The sequence below is a fragment of the Anaerobacillus sp. 1_MG-2023 genome, from assembly GCF_030547345.1.
In the GTDB taxonomy this organism is placed as follows: Bacteria; Bacillota; Bacilli; order Bacillales; family Guptibacillaceae; genus Guptibacillus; species Guptibacillus hwajinpoensis_B.
This window is the reverse complement of the sequence record NZ_JAUORD010000007.1, coordinates 100,003-125,147: the sequence shown is the minus strand read 5'-3', so window position 1 is coordinate 125,147 and position 25,145 is coordinate 100,003. Positions and strand designations below refer to the sequence as shown.

23 protein-coding genes are annotated in these 25,145 nt (G+C 38.6%); 14 read left to right on the top strand and 9 right to left on the bottom strand.

The features are described 5' to 3' along the window. Nucleotides 1-18 precede the first annotated feature (18 nt). Together cspD and Q4550_RS13500 are read right to left on the bottom strand one after the other, a co-directional pair. Nucleotides 19-219 carry a cold-shock protein CspD gene (gene cspD / locus Q4550_RS13505; RefSeq protein ID WP_048309367.1) on the bottom strand — a complete coding sequence of 67 codons (201 nt, stop codon included), beginning with the start codon at nt 217-219 and terminating at the stop codon, nt 19-21. A gap of 224 nt (nt 220-443) precedes the next feature. After that, nucleotides 444-1,655 carry an MFS transporter gene (locus tag Q4550_RS13500; protein WP_303533428.1) on the bottom strand — a complete coding sequence of 404 codons (1,212 nt, stop codon included), beginning with the start codon at nt 1,653-1,655 and terminating at the stop codon, nt 444-446. 256 nt (nt 1,656-1,911) lie between these two features. On the opposite strand from Q4550_RS13500, the gene Q4550_RS13495 reads away from it, so the two are divergent. Both Q4550_RS13495 and Q4550_RS13490 read left to right on the top strand, forming a co-directional pair. Then, nucleotides 1,912-2,277: a hypothetical protein gene (locus Q4550_RS13495; protein WP_303533426.1), complete on the top strand. Its 366-nt coding sequence runs from the start codon at nt 1,912-1,914 to the stop codon at nt 2,275-2,277. Nucleotides 2,278-2,393: 116 nt separating this feature from the next. Further along, nucleotides 2,394-2,807 carry a CoA-binding protein gene (locus tag Q4550_RS13490; RefSeq protein WP_303533424.1) on the top strand — a complete coding sequence of 138 codons (414 nt, stop codon included), beginning with the start codon at nt 2,394-2,396 and terminating at the stop codon, nt 2,805-2,807. Nucleotides 2,808-2,827: 20 nt separating this feature from the next. Here Q4550_RS13490 and Q4550_RS13485 read toward each other — a convergent pair whose 3' ends face one another. Continuing rightward, nucleotides 2,828-3,475 carry an SIMPL domain-containing protein gene (locus Q4550_RS13485; RefSeq protein WP_303533422.1) on the bottom strand — a complete coding sequence of 216 codons (648 nt, stop codon included), beginning with the start codon at nt 3,473-3,475 and terminating at the stop codon, nt 2,828-2,830. A gap of 126 nt (nt 3,476-3,601) precedes the next feature. Between Q4550_RS13485 and Q4550_RS13480 the strand changes: the two genes are divergently transcribed. The 5 genes from Q4550_RS13480 (at nt 3,602) to Q4550_RS13460 (ending at nt 11,112) form a co-directional block, all read left to right on the top strand. Continuing rightward, a complete protein-coding gene (locus tag Q4550_RS13480) occupies nt 3,602-4,825 on the top strand; it encodes an aminopeptidase (RefSeq protein ID WP_371017588.1) in 1,224 nt (407 codons plus the stop codon). Nucleotides 4,826-4,949: 124 nt separating this feature from the next. Continuing rightward, a complete protein-coding gene (locus Q4550_RS13475) occupies nt 4,950-6,233 on the top strand; it encodes a cytochrome P450 (RefSeq protein ID WP_303533418.1) in 1,284 nt (427 codons plus the stop codon). A 4-nt stretch (nt 6,234-6,237) separates the two neighbouring features. After that, nucleotides 6,238-8,520, top strand: a complete 2,283-nt coding sequence (locus Q4550_RS13470) for an ATP-dependent DNA helicase (RefSeq protein ID WP_303533416.1) — start codon at nt 6,238-6,240, stop codon at nt 8,518-8,520. A gap of 262 nt (nt 8,521-8,782) precedes the next feature. After that, nucleotides 8,783-9,772 carry a sodium:calcium antiporter gene (locus Q4550_RS13465; protein WP_303533414.1) on the top strand — a complete coding sequence of 330 codons (990 nt, stop codon included), beginning with the start codon at nt 8,783-8,785 and terminating at the stop codon, nt 9,770-9,772. Between the two features lie 164 nt (nt 9,773-9,936). Continuing rightward, nucleotides 9,937-11,112: an MFS transporter gene (locus tag Q4550_RS13460; protein ID WP_303533412.1), complete on the top strand. Its 1,176-nt coding sequence runs from the start codon at nt 9,937-9,939 to the stop codon at nt 11,110-11,112. Between the two features lie 80 nt (nt 11,113-11,192). On the opposite strand, the gene Q4550_RS13455 is transcribed toward Q4550_RS13460, so the two are convergent. Continuing rightward, the gene (locus Q4550_RS13455; RefSeq protein ID WP_303533411.1) at nt 11,193-11,774 is read right to left on the bottom strand and encodes a biotin transporter BioY; all 582 of its coding nucleotides are present in this window, start codon (nt 11,772-11,774) and stop codon (nt 11,193-11,195) included. A 364-nt stretch (nt 11,775-12,138) separates the two neighbouring features. Here Q4550_RS13455 and Q4550_RS13450 point away from each other — a divergent pair, with 364 nt between their 5' ends. The 5 genes from Q4550_RS13450 to Q4550_RS13430 all read left to right on the top strand — a co-directional run bounded on the left by Q4550_RS13450 (nt 12,139) and on the right by Q4550_RS13430 (nt 18,633). Then, nucleotides 12,139-12,531, top strand: coding sequence for a hypothetical protein (locus tag Q4550_RS13450; RefSeq protein ID WP_303533409.1), 393 nt, complete (start codon nt 12,139-12,141; stop codon nt 12,529-12,531). A gap of 314 nt (nt 12,532-12,845) precedes the next feature. Beyond that, on the top strand, nt 12,846-14,816 hold the full coding sequence (gene parE, locus Q4550_RS13445) for a DNA topoisomerase IV subunit B (protein ID WP_194221771.1): 1,971 nt from the start codon (nt 12,846-12,848) through the stop codon (nt 14,814-14,816). A gap of 2 nt (nt 14,817-14,818) precedes the next feature. Continuing rightward, nucleotides 14,819-17,245: a DNA topoisomerase IV subunit A gene (parC, locus tag Q4550_RS13440; RefSeq protein WP_303533407.1), complete on the top strand. Its 2,427-nt coding sequence runs from the start codon at nt 14,819-14,821 to the stop codon at nt 17,243-17,245. 157 nt (nt 17,246-17,402) lie between these two features. Next, a complete protein-coding gene (locus Q4550_RS13435) occupies nt 17,403-17,897 on the top strand; it encodes a metal-dependent hydrolase (RefSeq protein ID WP_303533405.1) in 495 nt (164 codons plus the stop codon). 70 nt (nt 17,898-17,967) lie between these two features. Continuing rightward, a complete protein-coding gene (locus Q4550_RS13430) occupies nt 17,968-18,633 on the top strand; it encodes a TVP38/TMEM64 family protein (protein ID WP_303533403.1) in 666 nt (221 codons plus the stop codon). Nucleotides 18,634-18,674: 41 nt separating this feature from the next. Here the strand turns inward: Q4550_RS13430 and Q4550_RS13425 are convergent, their stop codons facing one another. After that, the gene (locus Q4550_RS13425; protein WP_303533402.1) at nt 18,675-19,253 is read right to left on the bottom strand and encodes a DUF4184 family protein; all 579 of its coding nucleotides are present in this window, start codon (nt 19,251-19,253) and stop codon (nt 18,675-18,677) included. A 219-nt stretch (nt 19,254-19,472) separates the two neighbouring features. Here Q4550_RS13425 and Q4550_RS13420 point away from each other — a divergent pair, with 219 nt between their 5' ends. Next, a complete protein-coding gene (locus tag Q4550_RS13420) occupies nt 19,473-20,645 on the top strand; it encodes a MalY/PatB family protein (RefSeq protein WP_303533400.1) in 1,173 nt (390 codons plus the stop codon). A gap of 62 nt (nt 20,646-20,707) precedes the next feature. On the opposite strand, the gene Q4550_RS13415 is transcribed toward Q4550_RS13420, so the two are convergent. Then, on the bottom strand, nt 20,708-21,247 hold the full coding sequence (locus Q4550_RS13415; protein WP_303533398.1) for a 2'-5' RNA ligase family protein: 540 nt from the start codon (nt 21,245-21,247) through the stop codon (nt 20,708-20,710). Nucleotides 21,248-21,469: 222 nt separating this feature from the next. Between Q4550_RS13415 and Q4550_RS13410 the strand changes: the two genes are divergently transcribed. After that, entirely contained in the window at nt 21,470-22,012 is a 543-nt protein-coding gene (locus Q4550_RS13410) for a hypothetical protein (protein WP_194221764.1), read from the top strand. Between the two features lie 184 nt (nt 22,013-22,196). On the opposite strand, the gene Q4550_RS13405 is transcribed toward Q4550_RS13410, so the two are convergent. The 3 genes from Q4550_RS13405 to Q4550_RS13395 form a co-directional block, all read right to left on the bottom strand. Further along, nucleotides 22,197-22,427, bottom strand: a complete 231-nt coding sequence (locus tag Q4550_RS13405; RefSeq protein ID WP_303533397.1) for a hypothetical protein — start codon at nt 22,425-22,427, stop codon at nt 22,197-22,199. A gap of 777 nt (nt 22,428-23,204) precedes the next feature. After that, on the bottom strand, nt 23,205-24,317 hold the full coding sequence (menC, locus tag Q4550_RS13400; protein WP_303533394.1) for an o-succinylbenzoate synthase: 1,113 nt from the start codon (nt 24,315-24,317) through the stop codon (nt 23,205-23,207). After that, complete coding sequence (locus Q4550_RS13395; RefSeq protein ID WP_303533392.1) at nt 24,307-25,128, bottom strand: GNAT family N-acetyltransferase; 822 nt, start codon at nt 25,126-25,128, stop codon at nt 24,307-24,309. Before Q4550_RS13395 ends, menC begins: the two co-directional genes overlap by 11 nt. Between the last annotated feature and the right edge of the window lie 17 nt (nt 25,129-25,145).

The following is a 25,145-nucleotide window of genomic DNA, read 5'->3' as shown; positions in this document are numbered from 1 at the left end:
AGGGGCTTGTAAAGCGATTTATGCTTTTGTTACGTTAGCTGCTTGTGGTCCGCGGTTACCTTCTACGATTTCGAAGTTAACTTCTTGGCCTTCGTCAAGTGTTTTGAAACCTTCACCATTGATTGCAGAGAAGTGTACGAATACGTCGTCTCCACCTTCAACTTCGATGAAACCGAAACCTTTTTCAGCGTTGAACCATTTTACTTTACCGTTTTGCATAAAAAATTGCCTCCTAATGTACCTCATCGTACATAATTTAAAATTCACCATTTACCATTGTAATACGTTTACATTAAAAAACTGCAGCTTTTTAAGAGGATTTAACTTTGTTACCCTCTTTCGAAGCTACAGCTAATTTAAATCCTAAATATATTAATAGTAAAATGGTTTAAATATATAATAGCATCGCCTCTTATAAATTGCAAACCATTCTGGAAATTTATTTACCGATTTATTAGACTGGATCCCAGTTTTGCTCGCCTTTTGTTGATTTGAACTGGAAGAGTTGATCCTATCAGTGCGACAATGGCTGATCCGATGAGAATACCCTGAATGCCGCTGGTTGCAAACAATGTTAATAATGTGAAGACAACTAAATCAAATACAGAATCTAATATGGATAGCAAAGAGATCGTAGTTGCTCTTATGTGAGAAGGGATGAGGTCATTACTCAACTTGGAATAAATCGGATATCTAATGGCGCCTACCCATCTTAAAAACAAGACGACAAACAAAATAACCCAGAGCTGATTCTGAAAAATTGCAGCGACGACTAGCCCGCATGCTGAAAGAAAACCAGAAAAGTACATAAGCACCTTATAAGAGAAATTCCTATGAAGCATATTGATACTTCTAGATGAAAAGAATGCAAGTAATGCACCAACAGCATAAATAGGCCCAATGATGTAGACAGGCAGACCAGCATTAATCATCAATGGCTGATCAAATTTTTGAAACACCGCAACGGTAGGAATGAAGACGAGCGTAAGGTTTAGGAACAGGAATAACAGTTGAGGTGCTTTCTTAATCACCTGAATCCCTTCAATTACATTTTGTAAAGATGTCCCTTTAACTTCTACCTTGCCTGATGGTTCATGGATGAATAGCAGGAGAATGAATTCAATAATATAAGAAATGATGCTGAAGAGAATAAGTAGCTGAAATTGTTCGCTCTGTAAATCTTTAGCAAGAAATGATCCAACTAGAACAGCAATCATCATAGCTATAAATCCCGCTGATTGAATTTTCCCCATGACTTCATCCATTTTGTGATGGTTTTTATCTTTCTTTAATGACTCATAAATTAATGCTTCGTCTGCACCAGAAAAAAAGGTGACCGATAATCCATTAAAGATGCTAAACAGCATAAACATTGTTAAGCTATCTGCCATTAAAAGAATGCCGATACTGCTTATCTTGATGATGGATCCTATTAGAAATGCATTTCTAGCTCCATATGCATCCGCGAAAACTCCTGTTGGGATTTCACCGATAAAGACAGCGCCGCTCCAGCACATCAAAATGATGAGGATATCAGCTTCATTTAATCCGTTTTTTACATAAAAAAGCGTAAGAACCGGTTGCAAGAAACTGATGGTACCAAAAAAGTTCACCCAGAATAAAAGGGTAAGATTTCGTGTTGAATGAGATGACATGTTCCTCCAACTTTCAATGTAAGTTCCGATAATAGAAAGATAGGAGGGGGTACAGTTAAATTAAAGTCATACGTCCCTCCCGTTTGATGAGATCAATCGTAGGATTTTTGACATATTGAAATCTCCCTTCAGTTAATTAAGAAAATTATAACAAATAGATAAAATAGAAGCGAGGCTACTAAGAAGCAAAATATGTAAATCTAGAGCAGGTTGGATAAAGAAATAGACCACTTACGCAAAAATGACGAAAGAAGAATTGATCGCAGAAATTCAACCAGAGTTGCCGGAACTATTCTGTAAATGGGAGAATGATATTCAATCAGCTTTGTTGGATCATGATACAAGTCCTGATTTGTATCGTGCTGTCGGTAGCGAGATTCGCAACATGGTTTCTAGTGCCAATCAATTAGACAAATTCAATTTCCCAAATCTTCCTCTTACTGTCATTGGAAGAGATGGAAAACGTGCTTCCAAACAGCAGATAAAAGCAGGGACTCCTGCAAATGAAGCTGTCACTTTTGAGAAAGTTTGGGAGGAACTAATTTTCGAACAAGCGCAACTCGCTAGTGGTTCACGATACATAAAGGCAAAAGATGCGGGGGATAATATTCCTTATGACTGAGCTTGTAATAAAAGAGATGTCTTGGCTCTCACAAGAGCTTTGAGCGAAATAGTTTTTCTCTGCTCATACATCTTCTATAATAGAGATATACCATAAATTGCAAAGGGGAGAACTACATGGCAATTGAAAACCCGACTCGAGAAGAAATCGGCAAGATCCTAAAAACAAATAAGCGAATTGCCGTCGTTGGTTTATCAAATAATCCAGGGCGTACTTCATTTATGGTCTCGCAGGCCATGATGGATGCAGGTTATGAAATCATCCCGGTTAATCCAACAATTGATGAAGCGCTCGGCAAAAAAGCGGTAGATTCATTGAAAGATATTAAAGGTCACGTAGACATCGTGAATGTATTTAGAAGAAGCGAATTTCTTCCTGATATTATGAAAGAAACCGTGGAAATTGGTGCGGACGTTTTCTGGGCACAGCTTGGCGTAATGAATGAAGAAGCTTATGAATATGGGAAAAAGCATAATATGAAAATGATTATGGATCGCTGCATTAAAGTTGAACATGCGATGACAAAATAGGGCGTTGATACGCCCTATTTTTATGAGGTAAGAAGAAAAATTAATGTCACCTGCGCACATATTGTTAATTGACCAGGTTGTATTTGCGTACTTTGCATTTCGCTAAACATGCGAGGTGATGGTGCTGCAGAACCAGTTTCAATGATTCGGTGTGGTGTATTTGGTAGAGAGATGTGGAGAGACTGAGCGATTGTTTGAGCCTTTTGATTGGCTTTTTCCATAGCGGCACGTAACGCTTTCTGATAGTAAACATCAGGTTCTTTTATCTCAAAACGAATATCTGAGACGACATTTGCGCCAGAATTTACCGCAACGTCAATGACTGCTCCTGCTTTCTCCACTGGCTCAACTGTAACTGTCAGCACGTGTGTAACTTTGTATCCGAGAAAGATTTTCGTGTTGTCATCATATCGGACGTTTTCTTCGATCCTGTAATCAGACGTTTGAATGCTTTCTGTCGGTATTCCGATTGATCGCAATGACGATACAATCGCAGCGATTATTTCTGCGTTTTCTTCTTGAGCTTCCGTAACTTGCTTAGAAGTTGTGGTAGCACCTGTAATAATAGTGGCGATATTAGGAGTTGCACTCACTTCACCCGTTCCAAATACCGTTATGGTATTGTCGCATTGACACTCACTATTTATACTTACATTCGATTTTGTCATTTTTCACACTTCTTTCTATTAGTCTAAACAAATCATTGCGATTAAGAGGACAGAAAGCTTCTCTTTTGTTAAAATTTTAGTAGTCGTTTCGATACTAAGGAGGAATGCATGTTGCCAGAAAAAATCATGTTAGAAAAGTATGCAGAACTTGCTCTTAAACGAGGAGTAAATTTACAAAATGATCAAATGCTAGTTGTAAACGCTTCTATTGAAGGAGCTGATTTCGCACGAATCGTCGTAAAAAAAGCCTACGAAATAGGCGCTAAGACTGTACATATCAATTGGAGCGACGATGATCTTGACCGTTTATGGTATGAAAACGCAGCCCAGGATGTGCTTGAAAACGTACCGGAATGGCGTGTGAAAATGTTTGATCATTTCGCAAGTGAAGGGGCAGCGATACTATCAATCCGCTCTACAAACCCTGATCTACTAAAAGGAATTGAATCTTCTCGTATCTCAGCATCGAATAAAGCGAGCGGAGAAGCGATGAAGAACTTCCGTAAATACACGATGAATGACAAAATTACGTGGTCAATTGTAGCTATTCCAAATAATGAATGGGCAAAAAAAATCTTCCCTGATTCATCAGAGGAACAAGCTGTTGAAAAGCTCTGGGATCAAATCTTCAAAATTACTCGTGTTGATCAAGAAAATCCAGTAGCAGCCTGGAATGAACATAATGCCACTCTTGCAAAAGCAAGAAAAGTCTTGAATGACAGACATTATAAAAAGCTCGTCTATAAGGCTCCAGGGACGGATCTTGAAATTGAATTGCCTGAAGGGCATATTTGGAAAGGTGGTTCATCTGTTTCTGAGCAGGGCATCGAATTTAATGCTAACATGCCAACAGAAGAAGTGTTTACGTTACCACACAAATATGGCGTGAATGGTACCGTTTCAAGTACAAAGCCACTAAGCTATGGTGGTAACTTAATCAATGATTTCTCACTTACTTTTAAAGAAGGTAAAGTGGTAGACTTCTCTGCAAAAGAAGGATATGAAACCCTTGAGAATTTATTGAACATGGATGAAGGCTCTCGTCGACTCGGTGAAGTCGCCATTGTGCCACATCAATCTCCTATCTCTCAATCAGGACTTATTTTCTTTAATACCCTGTATGATGAGAATGCTTCCTGCCATCTTGCTCTGGGTAAAGCTTATCCAAGCAGCGTAAAAGGTGGAGCGAACATGGACGATGAAGCATTAGATCAAAATGGGGTAAATAACAGCGTAACTCATGTTGATTTTATGATGGGTTCTGGAGAACTCGATATTGATGGTGTGAAGGAAGATGGATCTACAGAAGCGATTTTCCGTGATGGAAATTGGGCAATTGATGTGAACTAACGAAAAAAACGCTCTATCTGGTTTAATCAGATAGAGCGTTTTTTATCTAGTTTAACCTGTTGGAAATTGAAAGTCTTATGAAGATCTTTCTATAATAAAGAAAAACAGTGAGTGGTGATATATGATGGGAACTGTTGAGAAGCTATCTGGGATTCGTTTAAAAAATTACCTTGATTTTCGTAAAGATCCATTAGGTTTCTTATTGAAAACGAGGGAAGTGGCTGATTTTGTAGAATTAGGAGCTTCCTCTTATGTTGTTCATCAACCAGAGGCGATAAAGCAAATACTAGTTACAAACGCAGCATCCTTTCAAAAAGAAAACTCCGCTTCATTACTCAGTCAAACGATTGGTAGAGGCTTGCTTACTTCTGAAGGGAAAATCCACGAAAGCCAGCGAAGATTGATTATGCCCGCTTTTCATAAAGAGAAAATGGCGCAATATGTAGAAATTATTCTAGATGAAACAAATCAGTTTATCAAAGCATGGAATGACGGAGATGTTATCTGTATTAGCTCCGAAATGATGAAGTTAACACTACGGATTATTATGAAAACAATGTTTGGACAAGATGTCTCAAAACCAGAAAGTGCTGAGCTAGTTAAAGCAGTTACTCATATTATTGAAAAATCAGCCGGAGATTTATTCTTACCTTTTCCTATTCCATCCTTTATTCCTTCAGAACGTAATAGACGCTATCAAGTTGGAAAAAAGAGATTAAACGAATTGGCTGGTCGACTTATTGTCCATACTCCAAAAGGTGATCATTTATTAGCTCTCCTTCAGGAAACCACGTATTCTGATGGCTCGCCGATTTCAAGAGAAGAAATAAGGAGTCAGATTTTGACGATGTTAATCGCGGGGCATGAAACAACAGCCAATGTCCTCTCCTGGATGTGGTATGAACTCTCTGTACATCCCGAATTAGAAAAACAATTGGTGACTGAATGGCGATCTTTAGACGAGCATGACCTTAAGAATCGACCATTAACAGACCAGTTTTTTAAAGAAACGTTAAGGCTTTATCCTGCAGCATGGGTATTATTAAGAGAAGCGTTAGAACCTGTTGAGATAATGGGCCATCCGTTCAAAGCTGGATCGTCGTTTTTAATCAGTCCTTATATCATGCATCGTAATCCTGCTTTTTTTGAAAACCCCGAGCAGTTCTCTATTGATCGAATGAAAAGAAAACAAGTTCCGTTCACATACATCCCGTTTGGCGGCGGTCCGAGAAGCTGTATTGGTAGTCAGTTTGCTACATATGAAGCTCAACTCATTTTCGCTACAATTGGGAAAAAGTTTCACCTTCAACAAGCTTCGAGCGATCAACGTGTGGAAGCCGAGCCGCTTGTGTCTTTACGAATTAAGAATGGGCTATTAATGAATGTGCATAAACGAAAAATTAGGTGATAAGATGAATGAAATGATTAATGTATCCGTTCGACCTCTTGTCGAGTATGCGTTTCGGAGGGGAAGTATCGATGCTCGTTTCCGTACAGCCACAGCGATGACGGAAGGAACTCGACTTCACCAGATGATTCAGAAGACTTATGGAGAACATGATAAAAAAGAAGTACCGTTTGAAACGAATTTGATTTATGAAGAGATGACTTTTCATATTGAAGGTCGATGTGATGGCTTACTTAAAAACGATGAACAATTTATTGTCGATGAGATTAAATCCACGTCACTCCCGCTTACTGAAGTGGATGAAGGGACACACCCAGTTTATTGGGCGCAAGCGAAATGTTATGGATACATGGCTGTTGAGGAATACAACTTAGAGAAAATCACGATTCAATTAACATATATTCAGTCAGAAACAAATGAGATCATCCGGTATCAACAGGAAACAACTGCGTCTGAGCTAAATAACTTTATGAAATGGGTTGTCGAACAGTATGCTCCATTTGCTAGATGGAAGCAAAAGCATATTACCATGCGTGATGACAGTAGCAAATCACTCACTTTCCCGTTTGATTCCTATCGAGAAGGTCAGCGAAAGTTAGCAGCGAGCGTCTATAAAACGGTTCAAGATGAATCGACGTTGTTCGCTACGGCGCCTACAGGAATAGGAAAAACAATTAGTACGTTATTTCCAGTTATTAAGGCAATGGGAGAAGGGTATGGTAATAAAATTTTCTATCTCACAGCCAAAACGATAACGAGAGAAACCGCTCAAGAAGCTTTTGAATTAATGGAAACGAAAGGACTTCATGCTTCATCTGTGACCATTACCGCAAGAGATAAAATTTGCTTTAAGGAAAAAACCATTTGCGAGAAAGATTATTGCGAATATGCCAATGGCTATTACGACCGAATTAATGATGGAATGCTTGATATTTTGCACCATGAGACGCGTATCACTCGAGAGGTTATTGAAAAATATGCTCATAAGCACCGACTATGTCCGTTTGAGCTATCTCTAGATTTGTCTTACATGGCTGATGCGGTTATATGCGATTACAATTACTTATTTGACCCTCGCGTTTCTTTAAAGCGACTTATTGAAGAACAAAAGAAACAAACGACGGTTCTTATAGATGAGGCGCATAATCTCGTTGATCGGGCTAGAGAAATGTATTCTGCCGAATTAATGAAGTCACCCTTTCTTGAGTTGAAGCGGAATTACAAAAGACAAAATAGTGAAGTATCAAGCGCAGCAGCATCAATAAATAACACGTTTATTGCGTACAGAAAATCGACGCAGAATGGTTCGTTAGTTCTATCCGAAATTGATGAAGAGCTTATTGTTCAGCTTGATACGTTTGTGCAAGTGAGTGAAATCGAGTTGCTTCAGCAAGGAAGCGATGAGCTTTTACTTGAAACATATTTTTTAGCACAGAACTTTATTCGAATTGCAAAACTTTATGATCAGCGATACATGACGTATGTAAAGGCAGGAAAGTCCGAGGTGAAAATCAAGCTCTTTTGTTTCGATCCTTCGCATCTCCTTCAAAAAATGCGGAAAGGGTTTCGATCGAACGTTTTTTTCTCAGCTACTTTTACACCTTTCTCTTATTATCAAAACATGCTTGGTTGGAAAGAAGAGGATTACGCTGTGAAAATACCTTCTCCTTTTCCACGTGAACATGCGAATGTTTATATTGCTCCTCTTTCGACGAAGTACCGCGATCGTGAGCGCACCCTACCAAGACTTGTTACACTTCTTCAAAAAGTGCTTCATGAAAAACCCGGTAATTACTTGTTCTTTTTCCCATCATATGGCTATATGGAACAAGTTTTTGAGGCGTTCACTTCTCCAGACGAAGTGGAAACGATCATTCAACAAAGCGGGATGACGGAAGCAGAAAGAGAGTCGTTTTTAAAAAAATTCACATCTGATCGAAAAGGTAGCTTAGTTGGGTTTGCTGTTGTAGGTGGCATCTTCTCAGAAGGGATAGACTTAAAAGGGAATCGTCTTACAGGAGTGGTGGTCGTTGGAGTAGGGCTCCCTAATTTTGATACCGAGCGGCAGCTAATGAAATCTTACTTTGATCAAGCTGGAAGAAATGGTTTTGACTACACTTACGTTTATCCAGGGATGAACCGTGTTCAACAAGCAGGCGGTCGACTCATTCGAACAGAAACTGATCGAGGTCTTTTATTACTAATTGATAATCGTTATTTAGAAAAACGCTACCTGCAATTACTACCGTATGAGTGGCAACACTTTGAACTAATTCAGGTACCTTAGTTTTCGAACTGCTTGCTCACAACTATTCATTTAACAAAACCCCCGCTCTTTAGGAGTCGGGGGGGTTATTTTCCCGGTCACCATGCCTAAATTCCTTCTTAATAACTCATGTCCCAAAACATATACCCATACCTTGGAAATCTCACTTGTTAATGCAATTATGGAACATTACATTTTCGAGTCATTCTATTTATTATGGTTTAGTATTAACTTGGGAAGGAAATGGTGAACAAGGAAATCGAACGTATTAAGGAGATCATCTATGAATTTAATATTTACAATTCTACTATTTATTTTAGCGGCGATTGCCACCTATTTCGTTGCTACTCGACTTGCTATGTATGGTGATGCCATTAGTGAGAAAACAAAAACGTCTTCAGCGTTTATGGGAATTATCATTGGTGCTGCTATATCATTGCCCGAACTAACATCAAGCGTGACGGCAATTGTTATTGATAGTCCAGATCTTGCAATCGGGAATTTGCTTGGGAGTAATTTATTTAATCTATTAGCCCTCGCCGTTCTTGATATGGTCTACCGTCGCGAACAGATTATGGGACAAACAGATGTAGGGAGTAAGCTATACATCTATCTTGTTATCGTGATGACGTTAATTGTTGTAGGAGGTTTATCCTTAACACTACCAGCGAGCATTTATCATATCGGATATAGTTCGATCATTCTTGTTCTTGTGTATTTTGCTGGTGTGAAGTGGATTAACAAATTAACAGAAGAGAAAGTGAAACGGAGAAGTCGAAAGAATGAAAAATACGGTGAGTTTTCATACCAAAAAGTTCTAACGATGTTCATCTTATCCGCTGTCGGTATTATGATTGTCGGAACGGTATTAACATTAACTGCCGATCGAATTGCGGAAAGCACAGGATTAGGAGCTTCGTTTGTTGGATCATTTCTTGTAGGAGCGAGTACTTCTTTGCCTGATGCTGTAAGTGTTGCAACAGCGTTGAAACTTAAGAATTACAGTATGGGAATAACCTCCCTTCTAGGAAGTAACGCATTTAATATCATGCTGCTTTCGTTTACAGATGCTATTTATCTTAAGACAAACTTATTTAGGCATGCTAGCATGTCTAATATTGTGACAACCGTATCATCAATTGTGGTGGTGCTCGTCATTTTATATAGTATTACAAGAAAACAGAAACGTAGCACGCTTTTTTATATGGTTCCATCCACATTAATTGTTTTGATCTATTTTGTCGCTACGTATTTCGTCTATCAGATGAAGTAAGTTGCAGAGAGTTAATACTCTCTGCAACTTTTTTTCTTATCTAGAATACTCAATGTGACAGAGATGGTAACGCTACCGAAAAATAGTCCGAAAATATTAGCAAGTTTTAAGTTAAATATACCGTGGAATCCCCTGTGATAGATTAATTTATGGAGGTACGAGCAATGTCAAAAGGGAAAAGTATTCACGCGTTAATTATTTTATTATTTACCCAGTTCGTTTCTGGAGGGGTGACGAATACAAAGGGGATTGTGCTTGATAAAGTGGAAACGGATATTGGACTTGATATGAGTCAATTCGGATTAGTTGTCTTGATATTCCAACTAGGATTTACGCTAGCGAGTTTGATTTTCGGTTATTTAACAGATAAAAAAGGGTTAAGAATAATGGTGATCTTTGCAACGATTGTCATGGGACTTGGTTTTGCAGGTACCGGATTTGCCCCAAACATTACATTCTTCTTAGGTTTCTATATGTTAATTGGGTTCGGGCTTGGAGCGCTTGGTGTTGCTTCCAATGCGATTGTACCGGCTGCATATCCTGAGAAGCAGAATCAAATGTTCAATTTAGCGATGGGGATCTATGGACTTGGGATGATCGTCTTTCCACAAATCCTTAATTACATGTTCCAATTTGCATCATGGCGATATTTCTATCTTGCTATTGCCATCTTAAATATTCTCGTTATTTTTTATGTCACATCGGTTAAATTCCCTGATGGAAAAGCAGAAAAAATCAATTTAAAAGCATTTGTACCAATGTTAAAAGATGCACAAATGATTTTCTTAATGTTCTTCTTAATTTTCGAAGTATCTGCAGAAGTTTCGTTTACTAATTTCTTCCCGCCTTACTTAAAATCACTTGAATTAGGAGGCATATCTACCGAGGCAAAATCGGATATGGTTGCAACGATTCTATCACTCTTCTCAGTATTCTTTATGATTGGGCGCTTAGGAGTGGCTTATCTTGCGAATAAAATCAACGAACGATTGATTATGATTTCTTTCTCATTAGGATCCGTCATTATCGTAGCGGTCAGCTTCTTCTTTGCGAACCAGGTACCTTATTTATTTGCTGGAGCAGGACTTTTCTTCTCTACATTGTTTCCAACCGCTACGGCATTTGGAACGACTATTTCAAAAAATCCCGGTACTGCACTAGGTTTAATCTATGTAGCATCTGGTATTGGTGGTGGTATCGCAGGATACATCATTGGAATTGTTTCAGAAGCTTTCGGAGAGAAAGGTGGATTTGGTCTCGTCATTGTTTTCCTCGCACTAATGTTTATCGTTTCTCTATTCTTAAATTCAAATAAGACAAAGCAAACTGCAAGTGAATAATGCTCACACATAAAAAAGCCGCCGGTAGTTATACCGGCGGTAAATTTATATTCATCTATTGGGAATAGAGGAATGCAGTGTTAAGCTACTTGCGCTCGCTTTGCTGTTTTCGTAACAGCACTGTAGATGCGCGGTGAGATGAGAGCAGCTACTATTGATAAAATCACGTCTTTCGGCAGTGGAGCAACCATCCACATCCATGCCATTCCATAAGTAAATCCTTCAGGCGCTTCAGCCCAAAACTTGTATGCGTAGTACATATAGTTTGTTCCTAGAACATAATTCAAGATAAATCCAGTAAAGCTTGCGATCATAAATGTTCTTATAGTTGGTTTAGATTTTGATTCTACGATTTTCCCTGCAACATAAGCAACTAAAATGTAAGATAAAATAAATCCAAATGTTGGTTTAAATAAGACGGCAGGACCACCAGTAAACTGTGCAAAAACTGGTGCACCGGCAAGACCAACTAAGGCGTAAACAGTCAATGAAATAGCACCCAGTCGACTACCGAGTAGAAGGCCAGCTAAAATAGCGAAAAAAGTTTGGAGTGTAATTGGCACGCCACCGACAACAAGGAATTGAGCAATATTTGCTCCAACGGCCATTAATGCGGCGAACATTCCTGCGTAAACTAAATCAATTGTTTTCATTTTTCTCATGACTGATCCTCACTTTCGTTATCACTATAATGAATCGTAAAAGAAAAATCTATTTATGTCAACATAAATTTATATTCAGTTAACATTAATATTTGTGAGTGAATAAATCTAATTGGTTTTAAAGTTATTTAGTATTTAAATGGTTGATAAACAATTAAACGACACCCTTTATTTATTTAAAGTTAACATATTTTTGTTTGTGGAAACGAAAACTTCATTCAAGATCTCTTCAAGTGCGGTCAATGAATTGTTATTTTAACGAAATGTTTTTGCGGGGGAATGAAGACGATTATGAGAAAACGCACTACTCAACAAAAAATCTATGGTAAACTAAGAGCGAAAGTATGTTGAAAGGAGCCTCTGTATGAACTTGTTAAGAGGAACTCTTCTGTCTATTTTATTGCTATGTTTCGTACTTGCCGTTAGCACTGCTTTCGCGAATGGACAGGATGAACAGCTTGAAAATGTAACAGGTGAGGTTCAAAAAAAGATGATCCGCTATGAAGAACCAAAACTTACGAATGAGACGGATCAAAAAGATGAAAGTAATGCTGAAAATGAAGAAGATGTAACAAGTGAAAATGCAGAAGAGGCGACAAATACGCCAGTTGAAAAACCTTATTATTATCTTATTGTTAACGAAACTCCTTATTTAGCCGATAAATCTGATTGGGAGTCGGTTGAAGAAGGTCATATCGTTACGCTTGGTTATGAAGAAGGCAACGTGCATGTCGTGAAAACAATTGATGAAGAATAGACAATAAGGTACAATACGGTTCGATGTTTTTTTCTCTCCTGCCACTGTGCAGGATTTTTTAATACGGAAATAATCGTCGTTCTCATAGTGGGAAAACTTGAATGATCAAATAAAATCTTTTGCTAATAAAGCTTAGAGGAATCATTCCTTTTCTATTGAGACGCATTCAGTAAGAAGCTGTAAACCACTGCCTGGCTATTAAAATGACTGTGATGTGGCAATGCTTTAAAAAAAGGATAGGGTATAAGAAAATATAGAAACACCCGTTCTCATATGGTAGGCTAGTCTATACAGCAAGTTGAAAGGGGAAAAACATGGTAACAAAACAAAAGCAAGAGTATAGTGACGATTCAATCCAGGTTCTTGAAGGCCTTGAAGCGGTTAGAAAGCGTCCAGGTATGTATATAGGAAGCACGGACTCAAGAGGTTTGCATCATCTAGTTTATGAAATCGTTGATAATTCAGTTGATGAAGCTCTTGCAGGTCATGGGAATGAAATCAACGTTACTTTATATGAAGATAATAGTGTCAGTATAGAAGATAACGGTCGAGGTATGCCAGTTGGAATGCACAAACTTGGCAAACCAACACCAGAAATTATCCTTACGATTCTCCACGCTGGTGGTAAATTTGGACAGGGTGGTTATAAAACGAGCGGTGGACTACACGGTGTAGGTGCATCTGTAGTAAATGCTCTCTCTGAATGGCTTGAAGTGACCATTCATCGAGATGGATTCATCTTCAAACAACGTTTCGAAAATGGGGGTAAACCGGCAACAACTCTTGAAAATATTGGAAAAACGCGCAAAACGGGAACGACGATTCATTTTAAGCCGGATACATCGATGTTTAGCACGCTAAACTATAACTACGATACCCTTAGTGAACGTTTACGTGAAGCTGCATTTCTACTTAAAGGACTAAAGATTGAGCTGAATGATAAGCGTCATGACCGTAAAGAAGTCTTCTATTATGAAACCGGTATCGAGGCATTTATCAACTATCTAAACGAAGATAAAGAGACGCTTCATCCAGTTGTCACCTTTACCGGTGAGAGCAATGGTATTGAACTAGATTTCTCTTTCCAATACAATGATGGATTTTCAGAGAATGTTCTCTCATTCGTAAACAACGTCCGAACAAAAGACGGTGGAACACACGAATCTGGAATGAAAACAGCCATTACGCGCGTGATCAATGATTACGCTAAGAAAGTGAACCTCCTTAAAGAAAAGGATAAAAATCTTGAGGGGAACGATATTCGAGAAGGATTTACGGCCATTGTTTCTGTTCGTATTCCTGAAGAATTGCTGCAGTTCGAAGGGCAAACAAAAAGCAAGCTAGGGACAAGTGAAGCACGTTCAGCGATTGATGCGATCGTATCTGGTCAGATTTCGTATTTCTTAGAAGAGAATCCGTCCATTAGTGAAATGCTAATAAAGAAATCCATTAAAGCCGCTCAAGCTCGGGAAGCTGCAAGAAGAGCGCGAGAAGATGCACGATCTGGTAAGAAAGGTAAACGCAAGGAAACCATTCTAAGCGGAAAACTTACTCCAGCAACTTCGCGTAATCCCAAAAAGAATGAGCTTTACTTGGTTGAGGGAGATTCAGCTGGAGGCTCAGCTAAACAAGGACGCGATCGTCGTACGCAAGCAATCCTTCCACTACGAGGGAAAGTTATCAACACGGAGAAAGCGAAGTTGCAGGATATTTTCAAGAACGAAGAAATCAATACGATTATTCATGCTATTGGAGCGGGAGTCGGACCTGATTTTACTATAGAAGATTCAAATTACGATAAAGTAATTATCATGACGGATGCCGACACCGACGGCGCTCATATTCAAGTGCTTCTATTAACTTTCTTCTATCGCTATATGAAGCAGTTAGTTGAACACGGAAAGGTATTCCTTGCTCTTCCACCGTTATATAAAATTAGTAAAGGTAAAGGCAAGAAGGAAGTTGTGGAATACGCCTGGGATGAAGATGGCATGAAAGAGGCTATGAAAAAGGTTGGTAAAGGCTATACGATTCAACGCTATAAGGGTCTAGGTGAAATGAACGCCGATCAATTATGGGAAACAACGATGAATCCTGAGAGCCGCACATTGATTCGCGTAAAGATTGAAGACATTGCTCGTGCAGAACGACGCGTCTCTGTTCTTATGGGAGATAAAGTCGAACCGCGAAGACAGTGGATTGAATCCAATGTGGCATTCGGATTAAATGAAGAAACAAATATCATCGAGAATGAGAACATTTCCATTATTGAAGAGGAGGCGTAACATTGGCTAACGCAGAAAAATTCTTAGATCTCCCACTGGAAGATGTCCTTGGAGACGCTTTTGGTCGCTATAGTAAATACATTATTCAGGACCGTGCCCTGCCCGATGCAAGGGACGGTCTGAAGCCTGTACAACGTCGTATTCTTTATGCGATGCATCATGAAGGTAACACAGCAGAGAAAGCATTTCGAAAATCGGCTAAAACAGTCGGTAACGTTATTGGTAACTACCATCCACACGGAGATACGTCCGTGTATGATGCAATGGTCAGAATGACGCAGGATTGGAAAGTAAGGAACATCCTTGTTGAGATGCATGGTAATAACGGTAGTGTCGATGGAGATCCACCCGCTGCGATGCGTTATACAGAAGCTCGTCTTGCAGCAATTTCATCAGAACTTCTACGAGATATTGATAAAGATACAGTTGAGTTTGCTCCAAACTTTGACGATACACAAAATGAGCCTATTGTTTTACCAGCACGTTTTCCTAACTTGCTCGTTAACGGCTCAACGGGTATTTCAGCGGGTTATGCAACGGATATTCCTCCTCATAACCTTGGAGAAGTTATCGATGCTGCCGTTATGCAAATGGAGAATCCTGACGTAACACTTCAAGAGCTAATGGGCGTTATAAAAGGACCTGACTTCCCAACTGGTGGCATTGCTCAGGGAACAGAAGGCATTCGAAAAGCATTTGAAACGGGTAAAGGAAAATTCATTCTACGTGGCAAGGCAGAGATTGAAGAAGTTCGTGGAGGACGTCAACAAATTGTTGTGACGGAAATTCCATATGAAATCAATAAAGCGAACCTTGTCAAAAAAATTGATGAACTAAGAGTAGATCGAAAAATTGAAGGGATCTCAGAGGTCCGTGATGAAACGGATCGTACAGGTCTTCGATTCGTTATTGAGTTGAAAAAAGAAGCAGATGCTAACGGTATATTGAAATATTTATACAAAGCGACTGATCTTCAAATTACGTATAACTACAATATGGTGGCCATTTATAACAAAACACCGAAGCAAATGGGCTTAAAACAAATTCTAAAGGCTTATATTGAACATCAGAAGGAAGTTGTTATTCGTCGCTCAGAATATGACTTAAAACGTGCGAAAGACCGTCAGCACGTTGTAGAAGGTCTCATTCGTGCCATTTCTATTTTGGATGAGGTTATTGCTACGATTCGTTCCTCAAAGGATAAGCGTGATGCTAAAAACAATTTAATGGTTCAATACGAATTTACAGACGCTCAGGCCGAAGCGATTGTAAACTTACAGCTATATCGCTTAACAAACACGGATATCACAACGCTTCAAAAGGAATCTAAGGAGCTTAGCCAGCTTATTAACAAACTTGAAACGATTCTTGGAAGTGAGAAAAGACTCGTCAATCTTATCAAAAAAGAATTATTAGAAATCCGTAAGAAATATGCAGATGGTCGGATGACTGTGATCGAAGATGAAATTGAAGATATCAAAGTTAATCTTGAAGTCATGGTTCCATCTGAAGACGTGATTGTAACGGTGACAGAAGATGGCTATGTTAAGAGGACGAGCCCTCGTTCTTACGCGGCATCGAATGGAAAAGACTTCGGAATGAAAGAAACGGATACGCTGCTACGGCAATTTGATAGCAATACGACTCACACAATTTTGCTATTTACGAATAAAGGAAGCTATCTTTATTTGCCTGTCCATGAGCTACCAGAAATCAGGTGGAAAGATTTGGGGCAGCACGTTGCAAACATTGTTTCCATTGAATCTGACGAACGAATTATTGAAGCTATGGAAGTCAAAGAGTTTAAAGATGATCAATTCCTCGTCTTTGTGACTAAGCAAGGGATGATTAAGAAAACAGAGCTTTCTCAGTACAAAGCTCAGCGTTATTCAAAGCCTCTTATGGCTCTTAAGTTAAAAAAAGAAGACGAATTGATTGATATATACCGGACAAATGGAAGTAAAGAAGTCTTTCTAGCAACACACTTCGGCTACGGTCTTCGGTTTAAAGAAGAAGAGATAAGTCTTGTCGGGCAACGGGCAAGCGGAGTGAAGGGCATTAATTTAAAAGAAGATGATTACGTTGTGAGCGGAATTATTTATGAACCAACAGCTAAGCATGATATATTCCTTGTCACTCATAGAGGGGCAGTCAAGAAAATGCAGTTAAGTGAATTTGAGATTACCACAAGGGCCAAGCGTGGTGTCGTGATGCTAAGAGAATTAAAATCAAATCCTCATCGTGTCGTTGGTGTGGCCGCGACAACTAAACAAGACTTGATTATCGTTCGAACGAAAAAAGGTGAGCCGGTAGAAGTCGATCCATCTACGTACAGACCTAATGATCGCTATAGTAATGGTTCTTTTGTTTTAGATATAAGTGAAACTGGCGATGCCATCGAGATCAAAAAAATCGACAAACCCGAATAACCAACCAAAAGATCCGCTTCAGAGCGGGTCTTTTTTTAGTATTTGTGGTGATCGATTTGTGTTATACTTAATGATATGCGAACATATGATTGCACCCCCTCTAAAATGGCACTTTCCAACAATACGAACAAGAAAACACAGATAAAGGAGGAATAAAATGGAGGGGAAAACACACGCCATTGGTGGTATATGTCTTGGCGTAGCCGCTCAAAGCTACTACATAACAGATAAATTAGATGCACCAGGAATGATCGTCTTTTACGGAGCGTGTCTTTTTGGTTCACTTCTTCCGGACATATGTCATCCGGGATCATGGACGGGACGCAGGGCCAGGACATTATCCAAAGGGATAAGCAGGTTTTTTGGTCATCGTACCATCACCCACAGTATTCTTTTTATCATTCTAATCTACTGGCTTATGTCAACATTCAGCTTTCAATTCGACCACTTGATTCAAATTGGACTTCTAGTTGGCATCGTTAGTCATATTGTGCTGGATGCGATGACAGTGAGAGGTATTCAATTGTTTTATCCAATCCCTCTTCGCGTAAGGTTTCCGCTTTATCTGAAAACGGCATCGAAGGGCGAAGGTGTCGTATCAAGTAGTTTGATCATCCTAACGCTTTTTCTAGTATACAAACAAATGATGTAAGCCATGTTACAGCTAATTTCATGTTATTCAGGTAAGGTAGACATGAGAAGTGTTGAGAGAGGATGGGGAGATGAAACATCCAAAGGTATGGTTCAAGTGGTTTGCGATAGTCATCATTGTTGGTTTATTAATTTGGTTCAGCCGTTCGTACCTTGATTTTAAAGTAGAAGAGATCAGGGATTGGATATTATCGTTTGGTATACTCGCACCGATTGTTTATATGGTAATTTACACCATTCGTCCTCTTATTTTTTTTCCAGCCTCTGTCTTATCAATTGCAGGGGGGCTAGCATTTGGCTCATTGTTTGGAACCTTTTATACAGTGATTGGGGCAACAGGAGGAGCGGTGTTGTCATTTATTGTAGCAAGAAAGCTAGGTAAATCGATCGCAAATAAAGATTGGCAGGGAAAAGGACGTAAATTACAAGAACAGCTTGAGAAAAACGGATTCTTTTATGTATTATTCTTTCGGTTCGTTCCTCTTTTTAACTTTGACTTAATTAGTTATTCAGCAGGACTATCTAAAATTCGTTTTGCATCATTCTTTTTTGGTACGCTTATTGGTATCATTCCAGGGACATTCGCATACAACTTTTTAGGTAGTAGCCTAGTCTCAGGCGATCCAAAGATTATTGCCATTGCGGTAGGAGTTTTTATTTTACTTTCGGTTATTCCAATCCTCATTCGGAATCGAGTAACCAAAAAGGATCCGACGCTTGACGAGAATACAAAATAACAAAAGGAGCAGGTCGTTTACCGACGCTTGCTCCTTTTTTATTATGATTGAATTTCTTTACTTCGAGCATCATTTAACACTTTCTTTGTACGGCGCCGTTCCAGGATAAGGTAGATGATCGTTGATACGAGAACAATACCATGAGTAATACTAAACTCTGTACCATAGTAATCACGATTCCAATAAGAAACAACTCCAGGGATTACGGTATTGTTAATAGGATAGAAGATCGGCACAGCATCACTCACATGTGTAAAAAAGTCCACAAAAACATGTAAAAACCATCCCCATATAAACCCAGACAGAGGGGTCAGCTTAAAACCTCGATGAATGATCATGAGAAGAATAAAGGCAATGAACCAGATCACGATGGAATGACCAAGTTTCCGCAATACATCAACGACAGGGTGTTCAAACAAGCCGTGGATAAAATAATGGAGGGACAGTTGTATTTCTGGATTGATGATTTTCTGGATACTTCGTTCAACTAATAAGTACAAAAACATCACATAATAAATGATATCAGGTGCAATGCCACCTATAACAAGATACTTAACAGTACGCCTATTTTTTTTCCGAAAGAAAAAATAGCTCCAGAAGGCATGGTGTAATGTATTCATAATGAATTAACCCTCACTTTAAACATAGTATCTCAGTTATACCTTATTGAAATGGATATAAGCTATAACTATTCTTACTTTCATTCATTCTACCATCAACCTATGTTACTGTCTTTTTAAATTAAATGTACGATAAGATAGAGGGAAGCGCCGTCTCTGACAGATCGGATAAGTTTTGATAAAGTAAAAGATGGACTATTGAACAAATGGAGGCACACTATGAGCGTATTTGATGAACGAATTAACCGATTTGATACACATTCAGTAAAGTGGGATCACACAGATACCATATTTGAAAAGGAAAACTTGCTGCCAATGTGGGTAGCAGATATGGATTTTCGTGCTCCACAGGCAGTAATTGATGCTCTTACAAAGCGAATTCAGCATGGGATATTTGGTTACTCAATGCCGACAGAAGACACGAAGGGAGCGGTGCAAAGCTGGCTTAGTCGACGTCATAATTGGTCAATTGAACAAGATTGGATCGTTTTTACGCCAGGAGTTGTTCCAGCGCTATCCGCTGCTGTTAACACGTATACGAACAAGGGAGAGAAAGTGGTTATTCAATCGCCTGTCTACTATCCGTTTCGTGATATGGTTGAAAAGAGCGAGCGGGAAGTCGTTGATAATCCTCTCATACAAGAAAATGGCAAGTATGCGATGGACTTTGATGACCTCGAAACAAAGCTTAAAGATCCTGAAGTGACCATGTTACTACTATGTAATCCACATAACCCTGTAGGAAGAGTGTGGAAGAAAGATGAGCTTAGACAGCTTGCTGAGCTTTGTTTAGCGAACGATGTGCTAGTCGTTTCAGACGATATTCATTTTGATCTTATTTTCAAAGGGTATGAGCACACGCTTCTATCAACTCTTTCAGAGGAGATCGCAGCAAATACAATTACGTGCATCGCACCAAGTAAAACATTTAATCTTGCGGGCATGCAGCTATCGACGATCATTATTCCAGATGAGAAGAAACGGGAGCAATTTAACGGCTATATGGGGAAATTGGGTCTGTTTGCACCAAGTCCATTTGGTATTATTGCTGTAGAAGCGGCATACACTCATGGCGAGAAATGGCTTGAAGAGTTGATGGAGTACTTACAAGGTAACCTGTCGTATCTTACTCAATTTATTAATAAACGTCTACCAGAAATAGAAGTGATTGAACCAGAGGGTACTTACCTTGTGTGGTTGGATTTCAGTAACCTGTCGATGACACATGAAGAACTTGAACAATTCGTTCAGGAAGAAGCTAAGTTGGCTCTTGATGAAGGTTATATATTTGGGGAAGGTGGAAAAGGCTTTGAGCGCATTAATATTGCCTGTTCACGTTCAGTATTGCAAGAAGGCTTAGAACGTTTGGAGAAAGCCTTGAAATCAAAATAATGATTCAAAAAACGCCCTGGATCATCACGGGCGTTTTTTTGATTTAGAGGTAGCGGCTAACCTTAATACAGTTTGTTTACTGGACGTAAAGGAAGTTCAAGAACAGGTGTATAAGTTTTGGAGGCATTCACTGAAAAAATATGAATGGATTGAACCAAAAAGGGCTCGAATTCGTCTAGTGTTTGTTCTGCATCTCGTTTTATCTCATTGAATTGAATGGGATCTATTGGTTCATGTTGCTGAGTAATCGTTAAATGAGGAATAAAATCAGTTACTTCATAATACATTTTTTGTTCTTGTAGTGAAGGCTTAATAGCATCAACTAATAGTAAATGAAGCGAGATGATCTCCTTAGATAATACGCTGCTAAACAAGACATTTGACCCGAATGCAGCTGGGGCACCTAGCTTCAATTCAAAAGCGGGAAAGGTTCGACAAATATGCTCGATTTTTTCAAGCCAATCACTGGTTGCTGTTAAACCACTTTGAGCTTTTACTGTGATATGTGGTGGCGAAGGTTCATGATAATCCCATTTCTTTCGAAAGGAATGAATTCTCTCGATAATCTGGTGAGGAGGGAGGACTGCAATAAAAAATGGCATGGAATAATCTCCTTCGTAAGTAGATGAATAGAAGTGCTATACCGATTTAACAAGAATAGATGTACTATGCACTAATTCGCTATCCATTGTTTTACCCCTTTAATAGGATAAGATGATTACGAAAATAAAACAAAAGTACTATTAAAACGCTAAGAAAATTATAAAAAAACTCCCATAATTGAATGAAATATAATAAAAATTTGTTATGATGAAAGAGGTGAAGTGTTTAGGCATTTAACCACAGCATTAGCTGGAAAAGGAAAGCGGGTGATTTGTATGAAAAAAGCAACAAAAGGACTTCTAACCATCCTACTTTTCTCTGTTCTCGCATTTGGATATCTAAAAACAGCTGAAGTTTATATAGACTACAAAAATGATAAATATGCGCATACTGCAAGTGCCACAAGTCTTGAAAGCAGCTTGCATCAAAAGATCGATGAACAGAACATCTATGAAATACAGGTACATAGAAGCGATCAGCAAGAAAGTGAAGTTATCACGTCAAATGAGGATGAATCAACATTAGTTAGTTGGGTAAATAAACTAGATAACAATGATTTAACACAGTTACCGAATCATCGTGTTCAAGTTAAAGATGCTGATTTCATCATTTATTTAAAAACTGGCAAAGAACTTAGAATCAACCTAGATGAAGATACTGTTATTATTTCTAGAAACGATAATGAAAATAAAGAATTTCATTCTTATTTAATTAATAGCTATGATTTAAACGATGATCTAGCGCGTATTTTAAAAATCGGATAAAATTTCAATTCCGTCTCACTATCTTAAGTTTACTTAACGAATGAGACGGAATTCACTATTTCGAATTAACTTCCTATAATATATATTATGTAAACTTAAATAAAAATTTAGCAAAGGAGTACAAATGAACTTTTGTGTACTCCTCTACTTGCTTCATTTGGATTCATATCAATTCATTGAACGCTTATTTGCGATCTCGGTTTCGTTTTCGATCATGCAGTTCATCAGCTGTAAATGTTTCCTGAGCAAAAGCTTCATATTTACGTTTTAAATAAAGTGGCTTGTCATGATAAATCCAATCGGTGAATTGTTTAATTGGTATCCTGCCAGTAATAAAAACTCGGTAGTGTTTTCCATTTCCACTCATATATGGATCAAATCCATACTGCGTTAGCGTTGTTAGCAAAGTCTCCATATATTTACGTGACCATCGCCGTCAAAATATCCTCTTATAAAATAATGAATATATTGTTCTGATACAATCGGAAACGTGATATTGTAACTTTTCTAAGATGTAATATTAAATAGCGTTCGAAGATCGTTTTTCATAATTTTGCTGTGAAAAAGCAAACTGTATACCCCGATATTTTTATATAAAGTTTGATTTGAATCGAAAACGTTCTTGTTTTCTTCCAGAATAGTTGGATCTTTCTGCGTAAAAGCAATAGATTGTGATTGAGAGGCAATATATCCATAAAGGAGTATTTCCTTTTCCAGCTCCCTCTTGCTCGCTTTTCAACGCCATTAGTGGTCAGTAGCTGCCGAATGTGTCTGTCAGAAACTCCTGCTAATAAGCTTATTTCGCTAGTACTAGAACCGCTCTCTTAGAGAGATATCACTTCATTCATACTGAGTTTCATTTTAGACATTTTATAACCTCCTTTTCATCTATTTTATAGTATAAACACACGATAGAACAAACGTTCGCCACCTCGTAAAATTGGCACTTTTGTATCGAGAACGTCATATTTTACTAAATTCCACTCGTTTTTAGTAAAATAGCTCACCTTCACAAACTACTAAACAAATTCGACTAAGAACAAATGTTCTGTGTTCGTGAAAATGGCACTTTTTGATCTTATATCCTTCATATTTGTTATGAATTACAGTTCTTTTTCCAAAAAAGGTGCTTAGAAAACAAAAAAAGTCACTTATCTCTATTAAAATAAGTGACTTCCGCATTTATTAATTTCTATTTCAACACTGCTACATCCTTATGTACCGTCAATTCGTCAATATACTCAAGATCAGGCTCAAATCCTATACCCGGACCTTCAGGGATGTCGATATAACCATTGTTCATTGCTACTTCTGGTTTAATAATATCCCGCTTCCAGTAATGAGCTGATGGAGCTGTATCTCCTGGCAATGTAAATTGACTGAGTGAAGTGATGGCGAGGTTATGGGCTCGGCCAATCCCTGCTTCCAACATCCCGCCACACCACATAGGAATATGATGCTTTGTACATAGGTCATGGATTTTCTTAGATTCAGTTAAGCCTCCAACGCGACCGATTTTAAGGTTAATGATTCGACAACTTCCAAGTTCAATGGCTTTTCTCGCATCTTCATAAGTATGAATGCTTTCATCCAAACAAATAGGTGTATCCAATTGAGCTTGAAGTTTGGCATGATCAATGATGTCGTCATGAGCAAGAGGCTGTTCAATCATCATTAAATGGAACTGATCTAGCTTCTTAAGGTGTTCAATGTCATCGAGTGTATAAGCGAAGTTCGCATCGGCCATTAACTCGATCGTTGGGAATTTTTTGCGTATCATAGCTAGAATCTCAATATCCCAACCAGGCATGATTTTAATCTTAATGCGTTTGTACCCGCTCTGGAGATATTCATCTATTTGCTTTAAAATGTTTTCATGTGAAGATTGAATTCCTACGCTGACGCCAACTTCTATTTTATTCTTCACCCCGCCAAGTGCTTGAGCTAACGGTAGATTGTTTTCTTTAGCATATAGATCCCATATCGCACATTCAATCGCCGCTTTGGCGTTATAATTGCCGCGAATTTTCTTGAAACGTTCTGATACCTCATCAGGGTGAGTGATGTCTTGTTGATGAAGCAGCGGAATTAAATGGTCATTCATCATGTGCCAATTGGTACGAACGGTTTCTTCGTTATAAATTGGTTCCATAATGGCGACCGATTCGCCCCATCCTGATTGGCCAGAATGAGATCTTGCTTCAATTAGTATAATATCTTTGTCTCGCTCGGTTCCAACACTTGTTGTAAAAGGATGAAGTAGGTCCATCTTGATTTGTCTTAAGATAATGCTACTAATTTTCATTGTTTTGATCACCTTTCTCTAAGAGGTATACATAATGATGTGGATACTCTTCCCTTTTTAGTAAATCAGTCACTTTCCACCCTCTCTTTAGGTAGTTAGAAAAAACAAGTCCTGTTTGTTCTCTCCAGTCAATAGCTAGTGATAGATCGCACTTTTTGATTTCTTGAAAGTTTCCTGGAACAGGTACAAATATCTTACTAGCATTAAGGGAAAGGTCTAGTTTTTCAGGCTTGCTAAAAAGGTTATCTCCACCTGGTATAAGAGCATAAGGTATCGTTGGAGTCGTTTCAGTACTTCGCTTCATCTCATTCGTATCCCACTCAACTAAAAAGCGATCAGTTGGTATCCCTGCATTGAGATTATCATCCATGAGACCGTAGACATTTGGAAGGTACGTGCTCACGACTGCCCCTAACTTGTGTAAGTTTAGCGTGCCGTTAACCGTCTCTAGCGGATCATACGTCCACGTAATGAAATCGTATCCCATGTTTGACGCTGCTTTTCTTTGTTCGATTTTCAGTCTTTCACCAATTCCTAGTCTTCGATAATCTGGATGAATGCCTAAACTTTGAGAAACAAGATACACTTTCTCACCATTAAATCCTGGAAAGCTATATTGAAAAGCGATAAGTCTGTCTTGATAAAAGGCTCCTAATATAAATCCACCGTTTTTGACAACGGCCATACTTTGATTTACTGGTACGGAATCATTAAAGCTCCATACGATTGTTTCTAATCGTCTCACTTCCTCAAGCTCTTCAACCGAATGAAGGGTGCGGATCGTTAATGATTTAAGTACGTTTGCTTTCAACTCGTATCCCTTCTTTC